Raw genomic sequence first — 25,534 nt, 5'->3', positions numbered from 1 at the left:
TTGTTCTTAGCGCGCGATGCTCAGGCGCCAACCTCCCATCAGGTCGAACGGTGCCCAGAAGAACGGATGCGCAAAGCGCGGGTTCTGCATGACCGTGAGTTGTGCCGTCCGCATCGCGTCGATCGCCTCTTGGCCGTCAGCGAGTTGCGAATAGAAGGTGCGCATCGTCAGCGCGCTCGATTCGTCGGCCACGGGCCACATCGACACAATCAGGCTGCTCGCGCCCGCATAGAAGAACGCGCGCGTGAAGCCGAGTATTTCGTCGCCGCGCGCGATCCGGCCCAGCCCGGTCTCGCACGCGGACAACGTGACAAGCGATACGTTGTTGAGCTTCAGGTTGTAGATGTCCTTCGCGAGCAGCGAGTCGGGGCCATCGGCGGGCAGCGTCGCGGGCGCGAGCAGGATGCGCGAATGCAGGGGGTCGATCGTGTCCGCTTCGGCGTGCGTGGCCACATGCAGGACGCGGCCAGCGGGCGCATTGTCGCGAAAGCTCACGCGCGTTGCGCTCGCTTGCAGGAATACTTCGTTGCGCGCGAAGAGCGGCGCGATGCCGCGCACTTCGGCTTCGGCGCCCGGCAGCGCATACGCGGGCGCGATCGTCGGATTGCCGAACGCGACGAGATTGCTCGCGACTTGCCGCTCGCGTGCTTCGAGTTGCACCGCGACGCTTGCCGACGGTTCGAGCGCAATGGAATGACGCTGGATCAGAAAACCATCGGGACCGTGCAGCGCCTGAAACGGCAGATAGTGAAGCGCGCCGTGCGGCACGATGATCAGCCGTTCGTTCTCGCGCAGCCCGAGTGGCGCGATCAGCAGCGCGTAGAGCTTGTCGCCATACGTGATCGCGGCTGGCCGTCGGCGCACGATCGCGTTGCGAATGTCGGTGACGGCGGCATCCATGTCGGCGCGCGCGATCGGCAGCGTATAGCCCTTGAGCCCTTCGTTGCGGATCACCCAGACGACGATCGACTTGTCGAGGCTGTGATATTCGACGATCGCTTCGTTCGGCTTCAGCGCATTGCGCACCACATCGAGACCGGGCACGTCGCCGTTCAGCTGACGATCGTCGACGCCCGCGTCGACGCGATTGCGTACGACGTCCAGCAGCGCGCGTGCGCGGCTGCGCTCGGACAGGCTCCATGCCGATGCATAATCGCCGACTTCGACGGTCAGCGCGATCGCCTTTTCGAACACCGATTGCGTGTCGCCGAAGAGTCCCGTCTTGAACTCGTCGCTGCGAAAACGCGCGCGGATCTTTTCCGAATCGTCGACGGCAAGCAGATAGGCTTCGCGCGCCCTGCCTTTGTCGCCGAGCACGAGATCGGCGCGGCCGATCCCCTCGTGCGCCCACAGCCGGTCGTAGTTCGCATCGTTCGAGCTGCTCTCCTTCAGGAGCGCGTTGAATGCATTGCGCGCGTCTTCCGGCTTGCCTTCGGCCAGCAGCAGATTGCCTTCGATGCGACGGTATGCGGGCGCGAGTTCGGCTGTCGGCGGAGGACTCGCGGAATCGAATGTTTTGCGCGCGCCCTCTGTGTCGCCTGCGGCGATCTGCGCGTTCGTGATCGACAGCAGTACCAATGGCCTGTAGCGTTGCGACGCCGTTTCCAGTGCGCGGTTGTACGCAGCGAGCGCATCCTGCGGATGGCCTCGCCGCAGCGCGACATCGCCGAGCACCTTGTTCGCGGGCGCGAACACCTGCTCCGGCGCTTTGGGCGTCGATGCAAGGGCTTCCTGCGCGTACTTTTCGGCGTCGGCGAGATCACCCGCGTAGCTGTACGCGATGGCGAGATCGCGCTTCGAGAGCGCGGCAAGATCGGCGTTGTCGGTGCGCTGCGCCATCACGAGCGCGCGCGCGGCCGCCTCGACGCTGTCGCGGAAGTCGCCGCGCTCGGCCGCCGACACCGCCATGCTGCAATAGTCGTAGGCAGGCAGCGTGACGTGATCGCGCGACAGCAGCAAGCGCCCTTCGGCTGTTAGCGTCTGCAGTGTTTCGGCGTCGCGTTCGCGCTCGGCGGCCTGGCGAAAGCCGGATGATTCGGGCGCGAGGCCCGGTGCAACGGAGCTCGAAGATACAGCGCCCGCGGCGCATGCAGGTGCGCTCACGACGAGAGTCACGCAGACGGAGAGCGCAGCAATGCACTCGCTCAATCCTATGACGCGCGAGCGCGCGATGCGAGGCTTCGCATCGGACCTGCCCGTGCACATAGCCATAGCCACGCACGGCACCGCTCGCGAGGCGTCGCACGCCCTCCAGGATCGCCGGATTCTTCTGAGTTCGTTCACATCGCCTTCCTACGGGACGGTCCTGGGACGCGACTGACTGGAGAGCCGTTGTGACTGAGAGCGCAGGCATGCGACGTGAGCGCCGCGCGGAGACCTCCAACTACACAGAACTAGACGAATCATGCGGCGCTATTTTGAAAGCCGCCGGCGCGCGAGAGGCGCGGCGGCATCGCGCGACACGACGCGGCCTCGACGAAGAGGCTTCATCAGCCGCCTTCAAAATCGGTCATGTCATTCGTCTTGTAAGTACACGCGCGTGTGCGTGAGGATGGCGCATGCGTGTTCGCAGCGCCGCGCGGCTGGACTCACATGAGCATCCCGACCCGATGACAAGTCCCGATGACAAGACGGTAATCGTGTCGCAAGCGCCCGCTTCCGACAGCCGTCCTGCGACGTCATCGGCCGCGAGCATCGACTCGCATCACGCGTTGGCGATCGGCACGCGCGTCGCCGAGTTCGAGATCAAGGGATTGATCGGCGAAGGCGGCTTTGGCATCGTCTACCTCGCTTACGACACGCAACTGGGCCGCAATGTCGCGCTCAAGGAGTACATGCCCGCGGCACTCGCGTCGCGCGGCAACAATGCCGAAGTCACGGTGCGCTCGGAGCGTCACGAAGAAACGTTTCGTGCGGGGCTGAGGAGCTTCGTCAACGAAGCGCGGCTGCTCGCGCAGTTCGATCATCATTCGCTCGTCAAGGTCTACCGGTTCTGGGAAGCGAACGGCACCGCCTACATGGTGATGCCGTATTACGAAGGCGTGACCCTGCGCGACACGCTTCGCGCGATGCGTTCGCCGCCCGACGAAGCGTGGCTGCGCGCGCTGCTGACGCCGCTTGTCAGCGCGCTCGGGGTGATGCACGCCGCGCAGTGCTACCACCGCGACATCGCGCCCGACAATATCCTGCTGCTCAAGGGCAGCGGCCGGCCGCTGCTGCTCGACTTCGGCGCGGCACGACGCGTGATCGGCGACATGACGCAGGCGCTGACCGTGATCCTGAAACCCGGCTACGCGCCCATCGAACAGTATGCGGAAGTCCCAACGCTCAAGCAGGGTCCGTGGACGGACATCTACGCGCTCGCCGCCGTCGTCTACTTCGCGATCGTGGGCAAGACGCCACCGCCTTCCGTGGGCCGCATGATGAGCGACAGCTATGTGCCGCTCGCGACGCTTGCCGCGGACCGCTACTCGCCCGCATTCGCACAGACGATCGATCACGCGCTCGCGGTGCGGCCCGAAGAGCGGCCGCAAAACGTGCAGACGTTCGCGACCGGGTTGGGCCTCGCACTGGGCGGCGAGCACGACTCGCGCGACGATGCGCTTGCTTCGGCTGCGTCGCGTGTCGCTGCGGCTGCTTCGGTTGGCGCTGTCGAATCTCGCGAGGCAGGCGCGACTTCTGCCGCTCGTTCTGAGGGGAACGAGCGAGCGGACTCGGGCGTCTCCAGTTCGCCTGCTTCTGCACGTTCAGTGGCCGACGCGCAACCGCATGCGAAGAGCGGGCGTTCAGCGGCGATAGCAATCGGCGCCGTTGCGGTTGTCGGGCTCGCCGCGTTAGGCGGCTGGTATGCGATGCGTCCCGCACCACCGACGACGCCCTCCGCCCGTCCCAGTGCTACTGCTACTGCCGGTTCTGCAGGCCATACTGACATGGCTCGTGCGGCAAGCAGCAGTCATGCGGCGCCCACTCTACCGACGCAAGCACAAGCGGCGTCCAGCACGACTGCGTCTGCATCGACATCGAACGCGACCGCGAGCGTAAGTGCGCGCGCAAGCGGCAATGCAGCGCCAGACACGACCCGGGCCGCGGCAGTCCCGCTTCCGCCTTATACGCCCGGCGGCGAACTCGAACGGATCGCCACGCTTTCCGATCCGTCGATTCGCGTCACGGCAACCTCACGCAGCGGCACTGCGCGGATCAACAAGGATCGTCTGCAATTCAGGATCAGCAGCAATCGGGCGGGCTATGTGTACGTGTTCATGGTCGACCCAGCCGGGCAATATCTGATGCTGTTTCCGAACGGACTCGACAAGAACAACACGATCGCGGCCGGCCAGTCGATCTCACTGCCGCGCGCGAGTTGGCCGATGACGGCGGGCGCGCCGGCGGGCCCGAATCGCTTTCTCGTGCTGGTGTCGCCGACGCAGCGAGACTTCTCCGATGGCGGCCTGCACGGCGAATCCGTCTTCGCCGAATTCCCCGAGCAGGCACAGCGCGCGGCAGCCGTGCGCCGCACCGCCAGCTACTCGCCATTCGCCGGTCAGGCGCGTTGCGCGGCTAGCGCAACCGATTGCCCGGATACATTCGGCGCAGCAACTTTCACGATCGACGTCGTCAGTCCGTCGACATAGCGGACGACGCGAAGGTCCGCGAACGCGGGGAAGGAGTTGGCATGCAGAGCCTGTATGCGATGCTCGGCGTGGCAGTGATATGCGCCGGTTGCGCGAGCAACCAGCCGGCCACGACGATGACATTCGGCGCAGCGGCGCAACGATCGGCGCAATCTTCGGCGCAATCTTCGGCGCAATCTTCGGTGCAATCTTCGGCGCAATCTTCGGCTCAGTCATTGCCGAAGTCAGCGGTTGAGGTTTCGTCGCCCTTGGCTGCCGCCAGCGCGCCTTCCACGAAGCCCAATGCGACGCCGCAGGCAGCTGTTTCCGAGCCCGCCGCCTCGGGCATGATGCCAACCACATCCGCGACGTCGGCAATAGTCGCGAACGCAAACGCAAACGCGAGCACGAGCGCCGCCTTCTCCACGCGCCACGCTTACTATGCGCCGACCCGTTTCGCCGACCTGCCCGGCTGGAGCACCGACAATCTCGGCAATTCGTGGGACGCGTTCAAGCGCAGTTGCGCGGTGCTCGGCTCGCGCGCCGGATGGTCGGCTGCCTGCATCGCGTCGCGCTCGGTGGATGCGCGCAATGTCGCCGCGATCCGGATTTTCTTCGAGACGTACTTCAACGCCTATCAGATCCGCAATATGGACAAGAGCGGCGAAGGCACGCTGACCGGCTACTACGAGCCGCTATTGAACGGCAGCCCGCAATACGGCGGCGCCTTTCTCTACCCGGTCTACGGCACGCCCGACGACATGCTGTATCTCGACGCGCGACGTCTGCCGGAGCGTGCACGCGGGGCCGTGAGCGCGGCTCGCATCGAAGGGCGCACGGTCGTTCCCGTCACCGATAGTGCGGCGGGCAGCATCAAGGGTGTCTACGTGCTCGATCTGCGCGACAGCGTGCCCGACATACGCGACAAGAAGATCCGTCTGCGGCTCGATCGCGAGCGCATCGTGCCGTACTACACGCGCGCCGAGATCGAGCGCGGCGCGCTCAAGGCGCCGATTCTCGCGTACGTCGACGACCCGGCGATGCTCTACTCGATGCAGGTACAAGGCGCGGGGAAAGTGCGCATGCCCGATGGCACCGTGCGCCGCTTCGCCTATGCCGAGCAGAACGGCCGCCCGTTCGTGCCGCCTGTCGCGCGTGCGGGCGGCGGCAGCGGGCAGCGGATCACCGTGCGCGGACTGGACGTGGAGATCGACGTCGTCGATGAAACGTCGAGTGGCGCAACCAGCACCGCTGACGCTGACGTGCAAACACCGGGCGATGCAACAGGCGGTGTGACCTCGACATCGGCACGCGCGCAGGACGACGACGAACCCGTGTCGCCGCTGCTGCGCGGCTTCAAGCTCGCTGCAGCGACGCCGCAAAGCGGTGGCGCTGTCACGCCGGCTGTCAGTCCTTCGGCTTCGAAGCCGGGTAGTGCTGTGGCATCCACAGCAAAGGCGGCAACGACAGGGCAAGCAACCGCATCCGTCAAGCGCGTGTTCGCGATGTCGGACCCGAGCTATGTCTTCTTCCGGCGCATCCCGGATTCGCCCGACGGACCGCTTGGCGCGCTCGGTGTGCCGCTGTCGGCTGGCCGCTCGGTCGCCGTCGATCCACGCACGACGCCGCTCGGCGCGCCTGTGTTCGTGTCGACGCAGGACGATCCGCAGACGCCCGGTGCAATCGACCGCTTGATGATGGCGCAAGACTCGGGCGGCGCGATCCAGGGAGCGGTGCGAGCGGACTACTTCTACGGCTTCGGTCAGAGTGCACAGGCGCAGGCGAGCAGGACGAAGGAACGCATTCGCATGTGGGTGCTGTTGCCGAAAGGGCTGCATATCGCCGCGCAGGAGGCGACGCTGAAAACGCGAGGCGGCGCGCCGGCAGTATCGAATGCGGATTGCCTCGTCAGCGATCCCGATTTGTGCGTCGACGATACGCCGTGAGCGCGACGGCCGCGACGTACCGAGCGCACCCTTTTGTCTTCACATCCATCGATAACGGCCTCGTCACGCTGTTCGCCAATGCGGTAGTCTTGTTGTGATCAGCGCCGCTAAACGGCACACTGCGCGGCACGCTGCATCCTCACGTCACCACATCGGTCGAACCGGCACGACAAACATGACTCGCTCTCTTCATCTCTCCAACGTCCGGCTGGCCGATGGCCAACGGATTTCCGTATCGGTTGCCGATGGCCGCATCGATGCGCTCGGACCGCAAGCCGTCGCGCAACCCGGCGTGCCCATTGAAAACGGCGGCGGCGCGTTGCTGCTGCCAGGCTTCGTCGAGGGACACACGCACGTCGACAAGAGCAACTGGGGCCGATCGTGGTATCGCAACGAGGTCGGGCCTCGGCTCATCGACCGCATCGACAACGAGCGCGAATGGCGCAAGGCATCGGGCCACGATGCAGCCGCGCAGTCGCTCGCGTTGTCGCGCGCATTCGTGCAGGCCGGGACGACGCGATTGCGCACACACGTCGATGTCGATACCGATGCAGGTCTGCGCTACCTCGAAGGCGTGCTCCGAACGCGGCAGACGATGCGTGCCGTGCTGGACATGCAGATCGTCGCGTTTCCGCAGTCGGGCATGCTGGTCCGCCCCGGCACGGTCGAGTTGCTCGGCGGCGCGCTCGCCGAAGGCGCCGATGTGCTCGGTGCACTCGATCCCGCATTGATCGACGGCGATCCCGTCGCATCGCTGAATGCGACTTTCGAGTTGGCCGAACGCTATCGCAAGCCGATCGATATTCACCTTCACGAGCCGGGCGAAGTCGGCGCATTTACGCTGAAGCTGCTGCTCGATCGCGTCGACGCAATGGGCATGCAGGGACAGGTGGTCGTGAGCCACGCGTTTTGTCTTGGCGCGTTGCCGGAGCGCGAACGCGACGCGCTGCTCGAACGGATTGCGCATCTGCGCGTGGCCATTGTCACGAGCGCGCCCGCTTCGTGCCCCGTCCCGCCGCTGATCACATGCAGGAGCAAAGGCATCACGATGTTCGGCGGCAATGATGGCATACGCGACACGTGGTCGCCGTACGGTGTGCCGGATATGCTCGAACGCGCGATGCTGATCGGGCTGCGCTACGACTTGCGCCGCGACGACGATCTCGCGATCGCGTTCGACTGCGTGAGCGATGCGGCCGCGCGAGGATGCGGTTTCGCCGACTACGGCTTGCGCGTCGGCGCGCGCGCGGACCTCGTGCTGGTGGAAGCGGAAACCGTCGCGCACGCGGTGGTGTCACGGCCGAAGCGCAAGCTCGTCATTGCCAACGGACGCATCGTCGCGCGCGATGGCGAACTGACCGATGCGTTGTAATCGCATCGGGCTCCTGGGCTGATTCCGCGTTTGAACGTTTGACGCGTCGCGCGAACCAAACAGCTGGGAGCTTCCAGCAAGCGATTGCGCAACACGAAACCTTTACCTCCACTATGTCTTTGTACAAGCAAGCGTTGTCGACGGACGTCGTGACATATCGCGCGGCGCGACGCCTAGGCAATAACAGCAAAACCATCTGCGCATGCGTGCGCGCAGGCATCTGCACGGCAGCTTTGTTCGTGATGACCGGCTGTTCGATATCGATGTCGCCCAACGCTGTCCCGCCTGCCTCTCAGTCCGCCGCATGCCAGACGCCGGGCCATTTCTGCGACACGTTCTTCGGACCCTGATCGCAATCACGCACGGCGTGTCGACGCGAGTCGCGCTTCTGTTCGTCTCGCAGAATGTCGAGGCATGCGGCATGCAGCATTGCGATGAAATGCGAATCGACAGGAGATCGCGATGACCGCCAGACAGTCGAACAATGAAGAGCACGTCGAACAGCAGCCCGTTCCGGGCCACACCGAACACGTTCCCATCAGCCCAGATGAACAGCGCAATCCGCAGCGCGGGCCTTCGGAGTCGGCTACGACGACCGCGAAGCCCGACACAAAGCCGGCGACGCCGCCGGGCACACAAAGCGACCGCGACCGGCAGCGTTCGAACGACTGACACGCACCGCGCGGCAACGGCATCGCGCTCATCGAATAGCTGTCGATTGAGAACGACGCGCCCGCGCGGCTACCGCTCTGCAAGACGCCGCACCGACTTGCCGATCCAGCCTGCGAGCCCGTTACGCACGACGAGCGATGTCATCTTGCGGGGTCCGATGATCGCGGCGCTCGCAACGATCACCGTGAGCAGCGTGATATTCGGGGCCGTCGCAACCAGTTCCTGCGCGCGAAAGAAAAGCGACGGCTTGCGTGTCTGCTCCCCGCTTCGCGTTGCGGCTTGTGCAGCAAGCAGTTGAGTGCGTGACGTGGCCATCCGCGTGAGCATCTGTTTCTCGGCAGTGTCCACGTCGGCCCAGCGTGCCGAATGCGTTTGCCCCTTCATTTCAGTGACTCCCTGATCGTTTCGAGATCGCGGCGCACTTCTTCTTCGAGCACCCGAAACGGGCGGGCGGGTTCCTGTGCACGTAGCGCGGCGAACGAAATGAGCGACAGCAATAACCACGCACCCGCCACGCCCCAGACGACCGCGAGAAAATACGGTGTGCCCCAAGCGCTCGCGATGATTGCGATGGAAAAGAACGACAGCGTGAACAGTCCGGCGACGGCAAGCGCCACGAACGCGATCAATTCGCGAACGAGACTTCTGCGAGTCTGCTGAAGTTCAATCGAGAACAGTTCACCATAATCGGCGAAGCGCCTCGCGCAAAAGTAGCTGACATTGCGCCAGCGGGTGACTGTGGAATGAATCGACATCGTGCTGTCCCTTGTTGTTTCTCTTTCAGGTGATTCACGGACCGGGCGTGCTGCGTTCAACGGCGCGTGCATGGACAAAAAGTAGCGCACGATTTATGCCCTCTGCGCAGACTCGCCGCGCATGCGGGACCATTGGGCCGAGCTATATGTGGTGCGCAAAGTTGCGGGCTCGGCCGAGTTACTGACCGTTACAAGTTGAGCGGCAACGGTTTCACTTACCCACGGCGACGGCGACTATTCTGTAAACCGTTGCCTTACAGTTGTGTTTAGCCGAACTGTTTAGCCGAATTCGTGCGCCACAAGCAAGTTGAAAAGGAAGTTGATCATGAAGTACCCGATCTCTCTGCTTTTTGCAGTCGCAGTGGCCGTCTGTACACCCGTGTCGGCTTCTGCCCAGGCGAACGTGGGTGTCTATCATGGTCTCGGTGTGCCGGGGCCAGTGGCTACGCCTCCTCCGTCCGTCATCTACCAGCCCTCTTATGGCGCTCCCGGCACCTATGGACCGCCGGGTACCTATCAGTCGGCGCCACCGCCCGTCATCTATCAGGCGCCACCCGTCTATGGCTATGGCCAGTGGCATGGCAATGGTTGGCACAGAGGCCGCGAACATCATGGGCAGTGGGATAACGATTGACAACCCCGATTGACAACCCCCGATTGACAACCCGATTGACAACCGAAAGATTGATCGCCGGTAGCCGCTCGCGTCGATGACGCGACGGCGATCGAATGTTCTGCATGCGCATACGCAATGATGACGGCTCTGCCTTCGACCAACGAGCCCCGCTAGCGCGCCGTTGCCAGATGCGCATTCACGTGCAGTGGCGGCACGTCGTCGTGGTAAGGCGGTTTCGGGCAAAACGTCCCGATGACGCCCGCGCGAAACAACAGGCAAAAAGTGCTGCCGCCATACTGGAAGAAGCCGAGCTCATCGCCTTTGGCGACGCGCTGTCCCGGCCGTACCGTGACCTGGCACGAGGAAACCTCGGCCATGCCGACGAACACGCACGCGATCTCGCCGATTGAAGCGTCGTCGGCGTCGATCACGATGATCGCGCGCGCCGCTACCGCTGTCGTGTAGCCTTGCGAGTCGTTGAGGCCGCCCGGGTCTTCGCCTTCCGCCTCGGCGTCCGAATAGTAGGTGCCGTCCACGTTGTATGCCTTGACCACGCGCCCGGCGACAGGCGCATGCCAGCGGTGATAGTTGGATGCGCTGAGATACCCCTGGTAGATCGAGCCGCCGACGAAGCGCCGCGCCAGTTCGCGCTCGCCTTCCGTGAGCATGTCGAGCAGTGAATAGGGCTGCTCCTTGATCCAGAACTCGTCCGTTTCCTTGATGTCCGTGCGTACGTTGAACGGCGATGCTTCGCATGCGCTCACGATAATCTTGTGATTGTCCGGGTCGGCGATCGGGCGCATGCCCTCGCGAAAGCGGCGGGTAAAGAAATCATTCCACGATGTAAAGCCCCAGTATGGCGTGCCCGGCGAGCAGACAAACTGCGAGAGGCCCATCTTCTGCTGCGCCTTCTCGCAGAACCAGCCATCCGGTTCATTCGCGTTCAGATGCGAGCGCGAGTGCGGCCCCGTCAGGAAACTGCACCAGTACGTCAGCACGCGCCGAAGCTGCGCATTGAATGCAGGATCGCGAAAGACTGCGTACCCGGAAGGCATGCACATGGGCCAGTCCAGCACTGCATTGAGCGGCGTCATCACGGGCGCCGTCTCGCTGAAGGGCGGCACATACGACGTGATGTAATCGATGATCGGGAACAGTTCGTCGATCGAGCGATAGCCGAGTTCATAGCCGGCTTCCAGCGCCTCGCCGATCGCGCGCGAGAGGTTCATCCGCAGCACCGCGTCGCCGTGAACCAGTTGCGCAAGGTCACACACGACGCTCGACAGCGGCGTCCGCGATGCGCGTTCGCGCGCTTTCGCTGCGAGGTCTTGCCGGAACGCCGCGGCGATCTGTTCCTTCTCGGGCATCCAGCCGCCCAGTCTGCGTCGCTCGATAAGTGGTCCTTTGTTGCCGTCATTCATGGGCAAATGCTCCTTGTCCCGATCGTTGCGCGATGTCGCGCGGCACGCGTTCGCGTAGCGGCGAGCATCAAGCGTGCCCAATTTTCAAGGAAAATCGCGCGGCGTGCGGCTTGCAAAGCGCTTCCTATAGACAGGATCGCTATGTATTTTTTGCGGACGACGAGTGCGTGTCTATTGGTGAGCGACGATCGAGCCGCGCATCGATGGTATTGCCACGCTGTTGAATCGTGACGGCGAAACGGTATATATCGTTTTTGGACTCGGACCGTTCTCTTGGTGGTCGGGCGCACATGACTTCACGCCAAAACGGAATGAATTGCGGCGCCGGGAAACTGAAACACGCAGCACTGCGAGCGAATGCAATAAAAATCGGCGGCCAACGCCTGGTCAACGTTGGCCGCCGTCATAGGCGGGTACGGAGGGCTCTCTCCGTCCTCCGCCACAGAGCAGCGAGGGTGCCGATCTGCTGATATCAGCCTACACACGATCGCGCGCAAATCCAATACGGCGATGCTGTACGTAATAGAAGCCTAACGGACACGTTGGTCATCCCGGCACTGCCGACGCCATCCGGCTCCGAGGTCGAGACATCGTCACATCGGGTATTAAAACAATATGACGTTAATAACGTTCGATACTCGCCGATAAGCCCCGACATGACGTGCGCCGCCGACGCTGCCTATCGCGTTGACGGGCAATTGCCAGGTCCAGCCGTCGAGCGACCGTTCAGTGCGCCGAAATGAAATATTGCCGTTATGGCTTTCATAGTCGCCGGGCAAGTCGAAATCAGGCCGCGTAGATCCACCCGGCTCGAACGCGACGCCACCGCAGCAGCGAGCGGGCATCGTTCAGCTAAAGCGAGCAGTACGGTACCTGGAGACGATGACAGCTTACTGACCCGACGCATGTGTCCTGAGAAACGCCACATAACCGTTTTGCGTTTTGAGGATCTTCTCGGCGCACTCGTCGTAGTCTTCGCCTTTCGCCTTGTCCGGCCCGTACATTCCACGGCATTGCGCAAAGAGCGTGAGCGTCGCGCCATCGGCTTTCGCGACTCGCGTCGCGGACAACGCGGCCTTGCCTGAATCGTAGGGCACGTCGGTCTCGATTGCGACGGCGTCCGCGCGGGTCACGGGCGTGTCGGAATGCTGCTGGATGTAGCGCTTCGTCGCGGCCCAGGCGGCGTCGCACTGCGCGGGCGCGCAGTCGACCACCGCATTGCGCTGTGCATCGGCGAGGCTGGTTTCGTTATGGATGAACTCCTGGGCCTGCTTCTGCTGCTTTTCCGGGGACGAGCAACCAGCGAGTGCAAGCGCGACGAGTGCGAAGGCGGCGATCTTTTTCACGTGTAAGTTTCTTCTCAGGTCACATTCGAGCGCGATTATAGCCGGGCATCAAAAGTATTCGCACAGCCTATGTGCCGCTCCCGAGAACGGCCCGCTTCCAGCACAACCGGACGGCGCGGCACAGCAATTGCTACAAAATACCAATTGGGCATACTGGAGCGACCTTGACCCGCCGGGATTTCATTGCGATAGGCACATCATCGGGCGGGGTCGATGCTCTTCGCGCCGTTGTGTCCAGGCTTCCGCATGATCTGCGGGCGGCCATCGCAATCGTGCTGCACGTGGGCACCCACGGCAGCATCCTCCCCTCGCTTTTGAACATGGCTGGCCCGCTGCACGCCGTCCATGCGGCGGACGGCGAAACGTACGCGTGCGGCAGAATCTACGTGGCGCCGCCCGATCAGCATCTGATTGTCGAAGGGAGCCGGCTGCGGCTCGTACATGGTGCGAAGGAAAATTTTGCACGACCCGCCATCGACCCGCTCTTTCGCAGCGCTGCCGCCGAGATGGGCCCGCGCGTGATCGGCGTGATCCTGACGGGCCTGCTGGACGACGGCGCGGCCGGCCTCGAGGCGATCCAGACGTGCGGCGGCGCGACGATTGTCCAGGACCCCGCAGACGCGTTCGCGCGAGGCATGCCGTTGCACGCGTCGCCCTTCGCGGACGACATCCTGCCTCTCGCCGGCCTGCCGCGCCGGCTGATCGAACTCATCGACGGCAAACGCGACGCGCGCGCCACAGACGAGGCCGCGCCGCGCGACGCCGTCGAACGCGACGCGACCCCACCGCGCGCGCGGTTTCCCGGCACGACGCCCTCCGGCGCGCGGGGCCGGAGAGCGTCGCCATCGCGATGAGGCGCGTGTGACGGACGTTTCAGGGCATTCCGGGGCATTTCAGCGGACATCGGCGATACGGCGCACAAAGGCAGGAAAGACAGACGCAACGCGCGACGCAAAAGAAGCGGCAGGACTTTTGCAGTCTATGTTCCAGAGCGGATAATAGTGGTTTGCGTAGACGCAATGCGGGAGAGGTCCGCATTGCCGCCCGGACCGGGTCTCGGGCGACACTATCATTCTTCGAACAGGACACGCAGCCATGCCTAAGAGACGGGCACAGACCATACCGAGCCAGGCAAACTATCCGATCGTCGGTATCGGTGCATCGGCGGGTGGATTGGGAGCCCTGCTGGAATTCTTCGAAGCGTTGCCGGCGCATACGTCGATGGCGTTCGTGGTGGTCGTCCATCTGGCGCCGGATCACGAAAGCAACCTCGCGTCGTTGCTCCAGAAGGCGACCGACATGCCCGTGGCGGAGGTGACGAGCGCGACACCCATTCAGCCCGATCATGTGTATCTGATCGCGCCGTCGCTCGAACTGACCATGGTCGACGACTTTCTGCGCGTCGCGCCCAACCGGCCCCAGGATGGACGCAGGGCCGCAATCGATCTGTTCTTCCGCACGCTCGCGGAAGCCCATCGCGAACGCGCGATCGGCATCGTGATGTCCGGCGCGGGTTCGGATGGTTCCGTCGGGCTGTCGAGAGTCAAGGAAATGGGCGGCATCACGCTCGCGCAAGACCCGTCGGAAGCCGAATACGACAGCATGCCGCGAAGCGCGATTGCCACGGGCATGGTCGACTTCGTGCTGACGGCTGCGGAGATGCCGCAACGGCTGATGGATCTGTGGTCGACAGCGCGGGAAATTCATCTACCCGTTGTCGAAAGCGAAGAGCGCGCAGAAGATCTTTCAGACGAGACGGCCGAGCGCGCATTGCGCGAAATCATGATCATCCTGCGCACGCGCACCGCGCACGATTTCCGCCATTACAAGCGGGCGACAGTGTTGCGCCGGATCGAGCGCCGGCTGCAGGTCAACGGCATCGTCGATCTGCCCGCGTATCGCGACCATTTGCATCTGCATCCCGAAGAAACGCAGGCGTTGTTGCAGGACATGCTGATCAGCGTCACGAACTTCTTCCGCGACAAGGAAGCGTTCGATGTGCTGGAGCGCGAAGTGCTGCCGCAGCTTTTCGAAGGCCGCGGCGAGCAGGATCGCATCCGCGTGTGGTCGGTCGGCTGCGCGACAGGCGAGGAAGCCTATTCGCTCGCGATGCTGCTGCAGGAGCGCTCGCTGAAGTCGTCGGAAGGCATCTCGTTCCAGGTGTTCGCGACCGACATCGACGAGCGCGCGATCTCCTTCGCGCGCGCCGGCCTTTATCCCGACTCGATTCTCGCCGACGTGACGCCCGCCCGCGTGCGCCAGTTCTTTTCGAAGGACGCCGCGCATTATCGTGTGAAGAAGGAATTGCGCGAGCATATGCTGTTCGCGCATCACAACGTGCTGAGCGATCCGCCCTTCTCCCGGCTCGATCTGATCTGCTGCCGCAATCTGCTGATCTATCTGGATCGCGAGGCGCAGATGGAAATCCTCAGGATGTTCCATTTCGCGCTGCGTCCAGGCGGCGTGCTCTTTCTCGGCAGTTCCGAATCTGCCGATAGCGTCAGCTCGATGTTCAGCGTCGTCGACAAGCGCAACCGCATCTACCGCGCGAACATGGCCGTGCGCGGCGACGCGCCCATGCCCGTTGCGATCTCCGGCACGATGAGCACGCGCCCTGTCGTCGCCACCGTGCAGCCGCCGGGACGCCGCCGCTTTTCGTTCGGCGACCTGCATCAGCGGCTCGTCGAGCAATATGCGCCGCCTAGCGTGCTCGTCAGCCGCGATTCGGAGATCGTGCATCTGTCCGATCGCGCGGGCCGCTTCTTGCAGTACTCGGGTGGCGAGCCGTCGCACAACATCGTCGCCGTCGTGCGTCCCGAACTGCGGCTCGAACTGCGCACCGCGATCTATCAGGCGTTGCACACGAATCGAAGCGTCGAAGCGCGGCGCGTGCGGATCGAGCGCGACGGGCGTTCGTATTTCGTCAACATGACGGCGCGCCCTGTGCACGATGCGGAAGCGAATGCGGATTTCGTACTGGTGCTGTTCGATGAAGTCGAGGACAGCATGGGTGGCGCGGAAACTTCGTCGGCCGATGCGCAGAAGGACCCGATCATCACCCAGCTCGAACGCGAATTGCAGCGCACGAAAGAACAGCTTCAGTCGACCATCGAGCAATCGGAAACATCGACGGAAGAACTGAAAGCCTCCAACGAAGAGTTGCAGGCAATCAACGAAGAGCTGCGTTCGGCGACGGAAGAACTGGAAACCAGCAAGGAAGAATTGCAGTCGATCAACGAAGAGCTGACGACCGTGAACGCCGAGCTGAAATCGAAGGTCGAGGAAACCGGCAAGATCAACGACGACTTGCAGAACCTGATCGCGGCGAACGACATCGGCACGATCTTCGTCGACCGCAATATCTGCATCAAGCGCTATACGCCGCGCGCGACGGACGTGTTCAGCATCATTCCTTCGGACATCGGCCGCTCGCTGCTCGACATCACGCACCGGCTCGAATACGACAAGCTCGCCGACGACGCCGCCGAAGCATTCGACTCGCTGCGCCTCATCGAGCGCGAGCTGAAGAGCAACGATGGCCGCTGGTATCTCGCGCGCTTCGTGCCGTATCGCACGACGGAGGACCGCATCGACGGCGCGGTGCTGTCGTTCATCGACATCACGGGCCGCCGTCAGGCGGAGGACCGGCTGCGCGAAGGCGAACGCCGGATGCGCATCGTCGCCGACGGCACGAAGGACTACGCGATCATCACGTTCGACGACGACGGCATCATCACCAGCTGGAATGCGGGCGCGGAACGGATCTTCGGATACGCGGAAGCGGAAGCAATCGGGCAGTCCGCCGACATTCTTTCGACCGAAGAAGACCGCGCCAATAACGTTGCCCAGCGCGAATTCGCCGAAGCGCGCCTGCATGGACGCACCAATGAAGAGCGTTGGCATACGCGCAAGGACGGCACGCGTTTCTTTGCGAGCGGCGTGCTGTCGCGTCTGGACGAGCCTGGCGTGAGCGGCTTTGCGAAGATCGCGCGCGATCTCGGCGAATCCGTCGAGGCGGGGACGGCCGGCCGCGGCGTGCAGGTCCAGACGACTCGCGAAACCAGCGAGCGAGACGCGCAACGGCGGCGCGATGAGTTTCTCGCGGTGGTCTCGCACGAACTCAAGCATCCTCTCAACCTGATCTCGGCGAGCGCGGAACTGATTGCGCGCGCACCGGAAACGCGGCAAAGCCTCAACATCTCGCGTGCAACCGATACGATCCGGCGCACCGTGATCGGCCAGGCGCAGATCATCGACGATCTGCTCGACATCTCGCGTGTGCGCACGGGCAAGCTGTCGGTGGTGCGCACGGCCGTCGACATGCGCGAGATCGTGCAGCGCGTGAGCAATGCCGTGCAGGACGACGCGAAACATCGCGGCCTCGCGCTCAATGTCTCGATGACGGAGACGCCCGTCATCATTCACGCGGATCTCACGCGCATCGAACAGATCGTCTGGAACCTGATCAGCAATGCGCTGAAGTTCACCAGTCACGGATCGGTGAATGTGTCGCTGAAGGTGAACGAACATGCGGAGGCGGTGCTTCGCGTGTCCGATACGGGCAGCGGCATCGAGCCTGCGCTGCTGCCGCACATCTTCGACATGTTCCAGCAGAGCCGCGACCCCACCACGCGCCGCGCCGGCCTCGGCATCGGCCTCGCGCTCGTCAAGGATCTCGTGAACCTGCATGGCGGCGCCGTGCGGGCGGAATCGGAAGGCGTCGGCAAGGGCGCTACGTTCACGGTCACGCTTCCGACGCACGGCTCGCTTGCGCATGTGAACGCGGACAGCGGCGGCGCGCTCCAGTCGCTGCAAGGCATGCAGATCCTGATGGTCGACGACGACGCGGCGACGGTGGAAACGTTCAAGCTGCTTCTGGAAAGCGAGGGCGCCGTCGTTCGGACGGCCACCAGCGGCGAAGAGGCATTGACGTTGCTCGACGGCCAGGTGCCCGACGTCGTGCTGTCCGATATCGGCATGCCGGGCATGAGCGGACTCGAATTCGTCGGCAAGCTGCGGCAGGAACCGTCGATGAAATCCGTGATCTGCATTGCGTTGAGCGGCTTTGGCGAGGAGGACGATGTCAGCCAGGCAGAAAATGCCGGCTTCGATGCGCACATGAAGAAGCCGGTGCTGCTGGAAGATCTGCTCACTGTGTTCTCGCGTCTGCGCAAATAGAGCGCACATCAGCACGAGCGACGCGAATGCCGTGAGCTTTGAAGAAGCATCGGGCGATGGAAGCGAAGCGGGAAATCATGGACAGTTTCGACAATCCCGGCAACAACGCGAAGGCTCAATTCGACGAAGCCGTCAGGCGACTGGAGGAAGCGGATGCGCGCGTCCGGGCGCTCTCCGCCAATCCGTTCGCCGACGAAACGACGAAGCGGACTGCGCTGCATGCCTATGAGGAGGCGCGGCTGTTGTGGCTGAGCTGCGAAGCGGTGTTGCGTAGCGCCGCAATCGTCGAGAACCCGACGCAGCACGCGGGCAAGAGCATTGCGATCGTCCACGCCAATTCGCACGTCGGTGAGTCGATTGCGCTGCTATTGCGCCTGCGAGGATTCAAGACAACTGTGCTGCCGACGGAGCGCCTCTCCGATGCCGCTTCGCACGGACCTGCCACGGCCTTCCTCGTCGACGTGGAAAGGAAGCTCGATGAGGCTTCGCTGCTCGCGATCGGCCAACTCAAAACGGACCCGTCGATCCGCATCATCGCGATGGTTCCGGAAGGGCTCGAACACGGCGAGTACATCGGCTTCGATACCGTTCTTGTAAAGCCGGCTTCGATCGATACGATCGTTCAGGCCATCCTGTTCGAGATCTGACGGCGGCACGCATCCCCCTTCAATGCTTTCCCGGAGACAACACTTGCGACAAACGTACTTCTACATCAACGGCGCGAGCGACAGCCACACTCCCGAACACGAGCTGATCCAGATCGACAAGGCCGGCTATACCGTCGCGCTCAATCGTGTCGCAATCGACGACGTGCCGCAGTACTTTCCCGCAGCAGACCGACCACAACTGAATGTTTTGCTTAGACGCATCGCCCGCGATGACTTGCTCGTGGTACTGAAGCTCTCCGCGCTGGGATGCAGTGCGCGAGATGTACTCGCGACATTGACGCGATGCCGCAGCGCGAAGGTGTCCGTGCGATGCGTCGAACTCGGCAGCATGGATCTGACGGCCCACCCCGAACCGCAAGCCGTCAAAACGCTGCGCGCCATCGTGCAGATGGAGATCGCGACCAGAAGCCAGCGAAGCAGGAAGAGCCTGCAATTCGCGCAGGAAAGCGGACGGCATACTGGCCGCCCCGCGTCGCTCTCGCGCACCGACAGAGCGCGCGTCATGCGCTCGCTCGACAAAGGGCTGTCCGTCAGCGAGGTCGCGCGCAAATTCGGCACCTCGCGTCAAACCATCATGCGGATACGCGACGCGTCTTCCGCGCCGGCGGCTGCATAGCGCTGAATTATCGCTGAACTAGCGCTCGTTCAGCTTCGCTGCCGCCATCGCAATGCGTTGACGCACGACGCTGATGGCCTGCTTGAGCGCATAGACATCATGCAGATAACGTGTCGGCACGCGTATCTGGCTTGCCTGCGCGTCGATGTTCTCGATTTCATGACGCCATTGTGCAATGAGATCATTCGACGGCTGCGCGGTTTTCCATATTTCGTCTTCCAGCGATTTGAGTTCGCGATACCAGACGATAAAGCGGTTCTTTATCCGCGTCTCGACCATTCGCGGCAATGCCTGCACGACGCCAATGAGCACCGCCATGAACGGCAAAAGAATAAGCAGGCGTCTTTCGATAAAGCTCGCCAGCCAGAACGGAAGATAGCGCTGAAGAAAGGGACGCCCCGATTTGAAATAACGTTCGCTTTCGCTGGAAAGAGGAAACTCGTCGGTATTCAGATTGGGAAACGCGCCGAGCGGCGTGAAGTAGTCTTCGCCAGAGTGAACGGTCTTGGCGGCATCGAGCAGCAGATAGACGAGTGCCGGATGCAACGTGTCCTTTGCGACGAGCAGCGCCGTCGCGGCCAGCAACGTGACATCGTTCTGCGGGCGGTCGTTCACGATGCTGGTCGACCCGCGCGGGAACGTCACCTTCGAAAGCGACGGGAACTTCTGCACCAGTGCGTCCGCCTGGGCAAAACTCATGAGTTTCAGGTCGCTGTTCAGCAGCGTTTTCTGCATCGGCGCATCCGGTCTGCCGATAAAAAATGCGGCATCGAGACAGCCGTCTTCGAGACAGCGATACGCTTTCTCCGCATCGGTTTCGACCAGTTGCGTATTGTCGCGATCGATCCCGCTATAGCCGAGCAGCACGAGCGACACATGCAGGAGCCCGCTGCCGGGCACGCCGATGCCGATCCGCTTGCCGCGCAGTTGCACGAGTCGGTTGACGACGGCGTCGCCGCGATAGAACACCCAGATCGGTTCATACGAAACCGCGGCGATCGTCTGCAAGCCGTCCGTCTCCTGCGGCGCGGTGGTGCCCGATTGAATAAAGCCCACCTCGTACTCGCTATTGGGATCTCTCAACCGCTGGTAGTTTTCGACGGAACCTGAAGAACTGCGTATATCGAGTGTGACGCCGTCGCGTTTGAGGACGGGCGCATACCGGTCTGCAAAGCCGCGATAAATGCCTTTATCCGCGCCTGTCGTGATGACGATTCGCGTCTGAAATGCCGGCTCGATGATCGTGAACAGCACCCAGCCCAGCGCGATCAGCACGACGATCGCACCGAGGATCAGAAGACGCCGGCGCCGCGGCGTGACGGGCGTCTTCTGGCTACGATAGAGCGCTGGGTTGTCCCTTCGCATCGTCCCTGCAGGGTTTCAGTACTTTTCGGGAACGTATCGAAGTGGCCGGTTCGATTCCCGATAACCTTCGGGCTTTTGCCGCTTCGGCAACTTCACCTTCTCGCGCGGCATCGTCTTGTACGGAACGCTGTTCAGCAGATGCGTGATCAGGTTCAGGCGTGCGCGTTTCTTGTCGTCCGATCGGACGACGTGCCAGGGTGCCTGCTCGGTATCGGTGGCGGCGAACATGTCGTCCCGCGCGCGCGAATAGTCATACCAGCGGCTATACGAGCGCAAATCCATCGGCGTGAGTTTCCATGTCTTCCGCTCGTCGGTGATACGCGCCTGGAGCCGTCGCGTCTGCTCTTCCTCGCTGACTTCGAGCCAGTACTTCAGAAGAATGATGCCCGAGCCGATGATTGCGTGCTCGATGAGCGGCACCGCCTTGAAGAAGTGCTCCACCTGCTCTTCCGTGCAAAAGCCCATTACGCGCTCGACGCCCGCGCGGTTGTACCAGCTTCGATCGAAAAGAACGATCTCGCCGGCAGCCGGTAAATGCGGAAGATAGCGCTGGATATACATCTGCGTCTTCTCGCGGTCGGTCGGCGCGGGCAGCGCGATGACGCGGAAAACTCGCGGACTCACGCGCTCGGTGATCGCCTTGATCGTTCCGCCCTTGCCAGCACTGTCGCGCCCTTCGAAGATCACGCACACTTTCGCGCCCGTTTGCACGACCCACTCCTGAAGCTTCACCAGTTCGATGTGAAGCAACGCGAGTTCTTTTTCATATTGCCTGTTCTTCAGGCGCCCGTGCGCCGCCAGCGCTTCGAGAGCTTTTTCGGCGTGCCTGCCATTCGCGCCGTGCTTGCCATTCGCGCCGTTTCTGTCATTCCTTGTCTTGTCATTCCTCATCTCAGCCATCGTTGATCTCCCGTGACTGCCACGCAAAATGGTTGCTGACTGGTTGTTGACGAACGCGCCGCATTGGCCGTCGAAGCCGTTTGCACAGCCGTGCACGACGCAGCCGCGAAGCTGCCCGCACGCGCAGCACTGCGCGATGCCATGCGGCCGGAAACGTCTTCAGGTCTCGTCGCGCCCGGGCACGACCTGCACCACCAGCGTACGGCTCTTCCAGAACATGTTGTGCACGCGTGGCTGCAGACTCTGCAGCACGTGCGAAGCTATGTCGTTGAAACCGAGCACGACGGCAGGATGCTCGCCCGTTCCTTCGACGCGCTGAATCGTATCGAAAGGCGGAAACCCGTAGTGGCAAAGAAAGGTCTTGATTTCCTCATCCGTCGTGCTGTCTTCGACATTGCCTACCCATAGTTCAGCCATAGCAATTTTCTCCTTTTGGACAGTCGGCTCATCACTTCGACGATGCGCTGCACGACATGACGCACTCAATGATCTTATTGTGCGCTCGCGCGCGGCAAATGCCAGCGCGAAAACGCATTGCGTCCGTTCAGAAAGATGAATCGATGCTGCGAAATGCGAAACGGCGACAGCGATCAAATCGAAAATTGCAACGCGCTATTTCTCAAGGCGCGGAAGCGGGCTTGTCTTTCTGGTGCTGTTGAGGTTCTGCTTGCTGTTGCCCGGCTTGCTTCCTTGCTTCGCGCGCCTTTTGCTCTGCCTTGCGTTGCGCGTCCTGCATCTGCTTCGTTGCGGCCGGCTGCGCGACGGCGGCGGGCGCCGCAGTAAACAAAACGGCAAACGAAACGGTAAATGAAGCGGCGGCGCTTGCCGCGACTGCCCGTACAGCCAGATCGAATCGGTTCATGGTCTCCTCCGCTGCCGGCTTTCATATTGAATGTTATAGGGCGCGCATCGCCGCGTCGATATTCAATCCACCTGGCGGCAAGTCCGCACGGCTAAAGCGGACCAGTGCGAAGGCACGCGTTTCCGGCCTGGGACCGGGAATGCGCGCGAAATGAAATTCGATTTCGCGCGCGCCTTGCACGTTCGCCTTCTGGATCACGTTCATCATGTCGATCCGAATGTGCCGCGTCTTGACGTAGACGTGCTCCGATGGATTGCTCAACACTTCACACACGCCCTTCAGGTCGAGCTCGATGGTTTCCGTCGGCACTCTGAGCGCCGCGAGACTTTCCGCGTTCTCCGCAATCTGCGCCTGCACGCGCGTGAGTTCTTCCGGGGTCGCACCGTCGCCGCCGACGACGGCCCGAATACCCGTGCCCTGCTGATGCAGCAAAGCGACGCGCTCCTGCATCAGTTCGCGTCCCCGAGCGAGACGTTCCGCGCGATCGGTCGCCAGCCGGGAAAGCCCTTCCAGCGCCATCTGGTCGATCAGCCGCCGCACCAGTTCCTCGCGCAACTCAGATTCCGCGCGTCCGCATATCCTCACGCGATGATCGCTGAAGGACAACGTCGTCTGTACGACGTCATGGCGCACGGTGTCGCCCTCCATCGCGACGCCGAGTACATGACGCTCGTTCAAGGCCATCCCGAGCGTTCCGTACACGTCCAGTGCAGCGGGGTTCTGCTCGAAAAAGGCGCGCACCGCCTCGGAGCGGCCGAACGCGCGCGCGATATCGTCCGGTGTCGCAAAGAACGCGCGCAGACAGGGATTGCTGGACCACGCGGCGGCATTGGCCTCGAGCGTCGCGGGCAGCGAGGCGATCAGCTCGTCGACGTACTGGAGCGTTGCTGCGACAGGCCGTTTCAGGCGACGCCGGTAATGGCTCGCCAGCTTCAGCCGTGGATGAATGGCGAGAATGCGCTCGACCGCTTCGTCGATACGCGCGGCGTCGACCGTTGAAACGTGGCCCCGCTCGCGATTGAACAGCCTGCGCAATAGACCCATTGTCGAATTCTCCGAAGGCCCATCAAACATAGTCTATGGCGCGCAGAATGCGCGTATCTACGCATCGGGAATCTGCCTGAACGCATCGAACCGCGTAAAAGGCGGCGCAAGCTCTTCGATTTCCATCCTGTCGACGAGCGCCACGGGCATGCCGTCGATCATCCAGTCGCACATCGCGCGCACCTGCTCCGGCGCGCCCTGGAGCAGCGCCTCGACGGAACCGTCCATCCGGTTGCGCACCCAGCCCGCGACACCGAGCACGGCCGCCTGTTGCACGCACGCCGCCCTGTACCCCACGCCCTGAACCGTGCCCGTTACTCTCACGAGCAGCGTCGTCACCCGGCCATCGAAATCGCCTGCCATACGTGCTCTCCACCGGCAAAAACTGCCACGAAAATATCGCACTCACACCGATGTGTCGATCGTATGTCACGTCGGTGCGCTAGCGATAGGCCGATTCGATTTTCGTCGGAAGCGAATACGTATGACGATGCCTTTGCCTCTTCTCTTTCGTTCCAGACCGGAAAAACCAGGCGGATCAGAGCTTGCGACCGTTGCCGTTCCGTTGCTCCACGGCTGGCGTCCGGACATCAGTCACCACCGTTGCGCGCGCCTGGTCGCCGAATTCCCGTGGACGCCGCCCCAGCGTACGAAGCACGCCGTCCCGCACGGAAGCATTGCGCCCGTCGAGCATTTCCGTGAACAGGCAGCGAAGCAATCCGATGACATCATGCGGCAGTTGTGCTTCTTCGAGCGCAGTGACGTAATCCGCCATCGGAATGCGCGTGAAGCGACCGGCCGGCCCCGTCGTTCGCGCGATTTCGGCGACGAGCAACGCATGCTTCTGTGATTATTGGCTCAGGAACGCATGGATCGCGCACGCGCCCGCCGCTCACATCATCGGCGTTGCGCCCGGCGCCGTGGGGCGCAGGACGCAACGCAGTCGGACGACGTCGACGCTCAATCGAAATCGAACATATCGAACAGCGACTTCTTCTTGCGGCGCGCATCGTAATGCTTGCGACTGTCGTCGTGCGATTCGTGACGCCGGCCCCACTCCTGTTCACGCCGCACATCGCGATCGCTATAGCGCGCGTGACGCTCGTGCTCCGCGTCTGCGCGCTGCGACTCGGGCGCGTCCTGCATCTGGCCGATCAGCTTGTCGAGTTCGCCGCGATCGAGCCATACGCCGCGGCATGTCGGGCAGTAATCGATTTCGATGTTCTGCCGCTCGGTCATCAGAAGATCGGGGGTCTTGCAAACGGGGCATTTCATTGCGTTGCTCCTTTCATTTCACGAGTTCGGTATCCCGGTGATTCGGGTTTGTTGCATGTGCTGCCGCGTGTGCAGCCGTGCTGTGTTCACGCTTTATCCGTCTGCGGCGCGCCAGCATGTTCATGCCTTCGACGAAGCCCGCAAAAGCCATCGCCGCATAGATGTAACCCTTCGGCACGTGCGAACCGAATCCTTCCGCGATCAGCGTCATCGCGATCACCAGCAGGAACGCGAGCGCCAGCGTGACGATGGTCGGATTGCCCTCGATGAACTTCGACAACGGAGCCGCCGCGAACAGCATCGCCGTGACAGCCGCAATCACCGCGATGAACATGATGGGCAGATGGTCCGTCATGCCGACGGCCGTAATGATGCTGTCGACGGAGAACACGAGGTCGAGCAGCAGGATCTGGCCGATTGCAGCCGTCGCCGTCAGTCCGCCGACACGCACGGCCGCATTCGACACATCGGCATCGTGGCTCACGTGATGGTGCATTTCACGCGTCGCCTTCCACACCAGGAACAAACCGCCCGCGAGCAGAATCAGGTCTCGCCATGAGAACGCATGGTCGAACAGGGAAAACACCGGTTCCGTCAGGCGCGCAATCCACGCGACGGTACCAAGCAGGCCGAGACGCATCACGAGCGCGAGCATGATGCCGATGCGCTGCGTCCGTGCGCGCTGCGCTTCAGGGAGCTTGTTGCTCAGAATGGAAATGAAGATCAGGTTGTCGATGCCGAGCACGACTTCCATCACGATGAGTGTCACGAGTGCCGCCCATGCCGCGGGATCGGCGACGAGAGTCAACAGGGAGTCCATTTGCGCGCGTTGTTGTCCGGGGTTGAAGGAAAACGGCCGATTACTGGTTCACAGCCTGTAAAGCGAAT

The 25,534-nt window shown here is 62.7% G+C and carries 23 protein-coding genes; 9 read left to right on the top strand and 14 right to left on the bottom strand.

Annotation, left to right across the window (positions count from 1 at the left end):
- Positions 1 to 6: 6 nt before the first annotated feature.
- The gene (locus BMW76_RS12340) at positions 7 to 2,103 is read right to left on the bottom strand and encodes a CHAT domain-containing protein (RefSeq protein ID WP_245763195.1); all 2,097 of its coding nucleotides are present in this window, start codon (positions 2,101 to 2,103) and stop codon (positions 7 to 9) included.
- Between the two features lie 455 nt (positions 2,104 to 2,558).
- Here BMW76_RS12340 and BMW76_RS12335 point away from each other — a divergent pair, with 455 nt between their 5' ends.
- The 4 genes from BMW76_RS12335 to BMW76_RS12320 all read left to right on the top strand — a co-directional run bounded on the left by BMW76_RS12335 (position 2,559) and on the right by BMW76_RS12320 (position 8,600).
- The gene (locus BMW76_RS12335) at positions 2,559 to 4,631 is read left to right on the top strand and encodes a serine/threonine-protein kinase (protein ID WP_090865404.1); all 2,073 of its coding nucleotides are present in this window, start codon (positions 2,559 to 2,561) and stop codon (positions 4,629 to 4,631) included.
- Positions 4,632 to 4,957: 326 nt separating this feature from the next.
- A complete protein-coding gene (mltA, locus tag BMW76_RS12330) occupies positions 4,958 to 6,556 on the top strand; it encodes a murein transglycosylase A (RefSeq protein ID WP_245763194.1) in 1,599 nt (532 codons plus the stop codon).
- 175 nt (positions 6,557 to 6,731) lie between these two features.
- Positions 6,732 to 7,928 (top strand): amidohydrolase family protein, encoded by a 1,197-nt coding sequence (locus BMW76_RS12325; RefSeq protein ID WP_090865402.1) that lies wholly within the window; start codon positions 6,732 to 6,734, stop codon positions 7,926 to 7,928.
- 462 nt (positions 7,929 to 8,390) lie between these two features.
- A complete protein-coding gene (locus BMW76_RS12320) occupies positions 8,391 to 8,600 on the top strand; it encodes an MARCKS-like protein (RefSeq protein WP_090865401.1) in 210 nt (69 codons plus the stop codon).
- A 69-nt stretch (positions 8,601 to 8,669) separates the two neighbouring features.
- On the opposite strand, the gene BMW76_RS12315 is transcribed toward BMW76_RS12320, so the two are convergent.
- The gene (locus BMW76_RS12315) at positions 8,670 to 8,984 is read right to left on the bottom strand and encodes a hypothetical protein (RefSeq protein WP_090865400.1); all 315 of its coding nucleotides are present in this window, start codon (positions 8,982 to 8,984) and stop codon (positions 8,670 to 8,672) included.
- Positions 8,981 to 9,415 carry a phage holin family protein gene (locus tag BMW76_RS12310; RefSeq protein ID WP_407668943.1) on the bottom strand — a complete coding sequence of 145 codons (435 nt, stop codon included), beginning with the start codon at positions 9,413 to 9,415 and terminating at the stop codon, positions 8,981 to 8,983. Before BMW76_RS12310 ends, BMW76_RS12315 begins: the two co-directional genes overlap by 4 nt.
- A 301-nt stretch (positions 9,416 to 9,716) precedes the next feature.
- Between BMW76_RS12310 and BMW76_RS12305 the strand changes: the two genes are divergently transcribed.
- Positions 9,717 to 9,989 carry a hypothetical protein gene (locus tag BMW76_RS12305; protein ID WP_322789265.1) on the top strand — a complete coding sequence of 91 codons (273 nt, stop codon included), beginning with the start codon at positions 9,717 to 9,719 and terminating at the stop codon, positions 9,987 to 9,989.
- Positions 9,990 to 10,141: 152 nt separating this feature from the next.
- Here BMW76_RS12305 and BMW76_RS12300 read toward each other — a convergent pair whose 3' ends face one another.
- Positions 10,142 to 11,392, bottom strand: coding sequence for a phosphatidylserine decarboxylase family protein (locus BMW76_RS12300; protein ID WP_090865463.1), 1,251 nt, complete (start codon positions 11,390 to 11,392; stop codon positions 10,142 to 10,144).
- Positions 11,393 to 12,282: 890 nt separating this feature from the next.
- Positions 12,283 to 12,738 carry a hypothetical protein gene (locus tag BMW76_RS12295; RefSeq protein WP_090865397.1) on the bottom strand — a complete coding sequence of 152 codons (456 nt, stop codon included), beginning with the start codon at positions 12,736 to 12,738 and terminating at the stop codon, positions 12,283 to 12,285.
- 164 nt (positions 12,739 to 12,902) lie between these two features.
- Between BMW76_RS12295 and BMW76_RS12290 the strand changes: the two genes are divergently transcribed.
- From BMW76_RS12290 to BMW76_RS12275, 4 genes are all read left to right on the top strand, one after another.
- Positions 12,903 to 13,592 carry a chemotaxis protein CheB gene (locus BMW76_RS12290; protein WP_090865396.1) on the top strand — a complete coding sequence of 230 codons (690 nt, stop codon included), beginning with the start codon at positions 12,903 to 12,905 and terminating at the stop codon, positions 13,590 to 13,592.
- 241 nt (positions 13,593 to 13,833) lie between these two features.
- Positions 13,834 to 17,916 carry a CheR family methyltransferase gene (locus tag BMW76_RS12285; RefSeq protein WP_090865395.1) on the top strand — a complete coding sequence of 1,361 codons (4,083 nt, stop codon included), beginning with the start codon at positions 13,834 to 13,836 and terminating at the stop codon, positions 17,914 to 17,916.
- A 56-nt stretch (positions 17,917 to 17,972) separates the two neighbouring features.
- Entirely contained in the window at positions 17,973 to 18,563 is a 591-nt protein-coding gene (locus BMW76_RS12280) for a hypothetical protein (RefSeq protein WP_090865394.1), read from the top strand.
- Between the two features lie 43 nt (positions 18,564 to 18,606).
- Positions 18,607 to 19,200, top strand: coding sequence for a recombinase family protein (locus BMW76_RS12275; RefSeq protein WP_245763193.1), 594 nt, complete (start codon positions 18,607 to 18,609; stop codon positions 19,198 to 19,200).
- A gap of 18 nt (positions 19,201 to 19,218) precedes the next feature.
- Here BMW76_RS12275 and BMW76_RS12270 read toward each other — a convergent pair whose 3' ends face one another.
- From BMW76_RS12270 to BMW76_RS12230, 9 genes are all read right to left on the bottom strand, one after another.
- A complete protein-coding gene (locus BMW76_RS12270) occupies positions 19,219 to 20,565 on the bottom strand; it encodes a TAXI family TRAP transporter solute-binding subunit (protein ID WP_090865392.1) in 1,347 nt (448 codons plus the stop codon).
- Positions 20,566 to 20,580: 15 nt separating this feature from the next.
- Entirely contained in the window at positions 20,581 to 21,465 is an 885-nt protein-coding gene (gene ppk2 / locus BMW76_RS12265; RefSeq protein WP_090865391.1) for a polyphosphate kinase 2, read from the bottom strand.
- Between the two features lie 159 nt (positions 21,466 to 21,624).
- On the bottom strand, positions 21,625 to 21,882 hold the full coding sequence (locus tag BMW76_RS12260) for a hypothetical protein (RefSeq protein WP_090865390.1): 258 nt from the start codon (positions 21,880 to 21,882) through the stop codon (positions 21,625 to 21,627).
- A gap of 202 nt (positions 21,883 to 22,084) precedes the next feature.
- A complete protein-coding gene (locus tag BMW76_RS12255) occupies positions 22,085 to 22,327 on the bottom strand; it encodes a hypothetical protein (RefSeq protein WP_090865389.1) in 243 nt (80 codons plus the stop codon).
- 33 nt (positions 22,328 to 22,360) lie between these two features.
- Complete coding sequence (locus BMW76_RS12250; protein ID WP_090865388.1) at positions 22,361 to 23,371, bottom strand: hypothetical protein; 1,011 nt, start codon at positions 23,369 to 23,371, stop codon at positions 22,361 to 22,363.
- Positions 23,372 to 23,428: 57 nt separating this feature from the next.
- Positions 23,429 to 23,734: an acylphosphatase gene (locus BMW76_RS12245; RefSeq protein ID WP_090865387.1), complete on the bottom strand. Its 306-nt coding sequence runs from the start codon at positions 23,732 to 23,734 to the stop codon at positions 23,429 to 23,431.
- A 175-nt stretch (positions 23,735 to 23,909) separates the two neighbouring features.
- Positions 23,910 to 24,206 carry a hypothetical protein gene (locus BMW76_RS12240; protein ID WP_245763192.1) on the bottom strand — a complete coding sequence of 99 codons (297 nt, stop codon included), beginning with the start codon at positions 24,204 to 24,206 and terminating at the stop codon, positions 23,910 to 23,912.
- 125 nt (positions 24,207 to 24,331) lie between these two features.
- A complete protein-coding gene (locus BMW76_RS12235; RefSeq protein ID WP_090865386.1) occupies positions 24,332 to 24,646 on the bottom strand; it encodes a TFIIB-type zinc ribbon-containing protein in 315 nt (104 codons plus the stop codon).
- 13 nt (positions 24,647 to 24,659) lie between these two features.
- Positions 24,660 to 25,466 carry a TerC family protein gene (locus BMW76_RS12230; RefSeq protein WP_245763191.1) on the bottom strand — a complete coding sequence of 269 codons (807 nt, stop codon included), beginning with the start codon at positions 25,464 to 25,466 and terminating at the stop codon, positions 24,660 to 24,662.
- Positions 25,467 to 25,534 lie beyond the last annotated feature (68 nt).

It is taken from the genome of Paraburkholderia diazotrophica (assembly GCF_900108945.1).
Lineage (GTDB): Bacteria > Pseudomonadota > Gammaproteobacteria > Burkholderiales > Burkholderiaceae > Paraburkholderia > Paraburkholderia diazotrophica.
Note: the sequence above shows the minus strand (reverse complement) of the source record. Positions and strands in the feature narration are given on the sequence as shown.